The organism is Halorubellus amylolyticus (genome assembly GCF_034808145.1).
Taxonomy (GTDB): domain Archaea; phylum Halobacteriota; class Halobacteria; order Halobacteriales; family Natrialbaceae; genus Halorubellus.
The window spans coordinates 1-254 of sequence record NZ_JAXHGM010000090.1 but is presented as its reverse complement, the minus strand read 5'-3'; the positions used below and the strand labels follow the sequence as shown (position 1 = coordinate 254).

At 46.1% G+C, this 254-nt stretch carries 1 protein-coding gene; it reads left to right on the top strand.

Annotation, left to right across the window (positions count from 1 at the left end):
• A partial coding sequence (locus tag SM754_RS20355; protein WP_323677964.1) for a hypothetical protein occupies nt 1–254 on the top strand: 254 nt, incomplete at both ends.

Below are 254 nucleotides of genomic sequence, written 5' to 3'. Positions count from 1 at the left end.
GCCCAACATCTGATCCATTAGTTGAAATTTTGGAGATTGTGCCTCCTCCACAATCAGAGAAGAGGAAAAACTCATGTCCCCCAGAGGGTGCGGAAACTAAGAAAATAAAGACAGAGGTCACAGAGGAAGGAGATCAGCAACCAGGATCATCGGGAGAAACAAATCAATCTGAAGACGTAAATAGGGCTGATGCTAACGCAGAAGAGCAAGTTTCTGACTCTGACCGAGAAGTAGCAGCGATTATGGCAACTCCG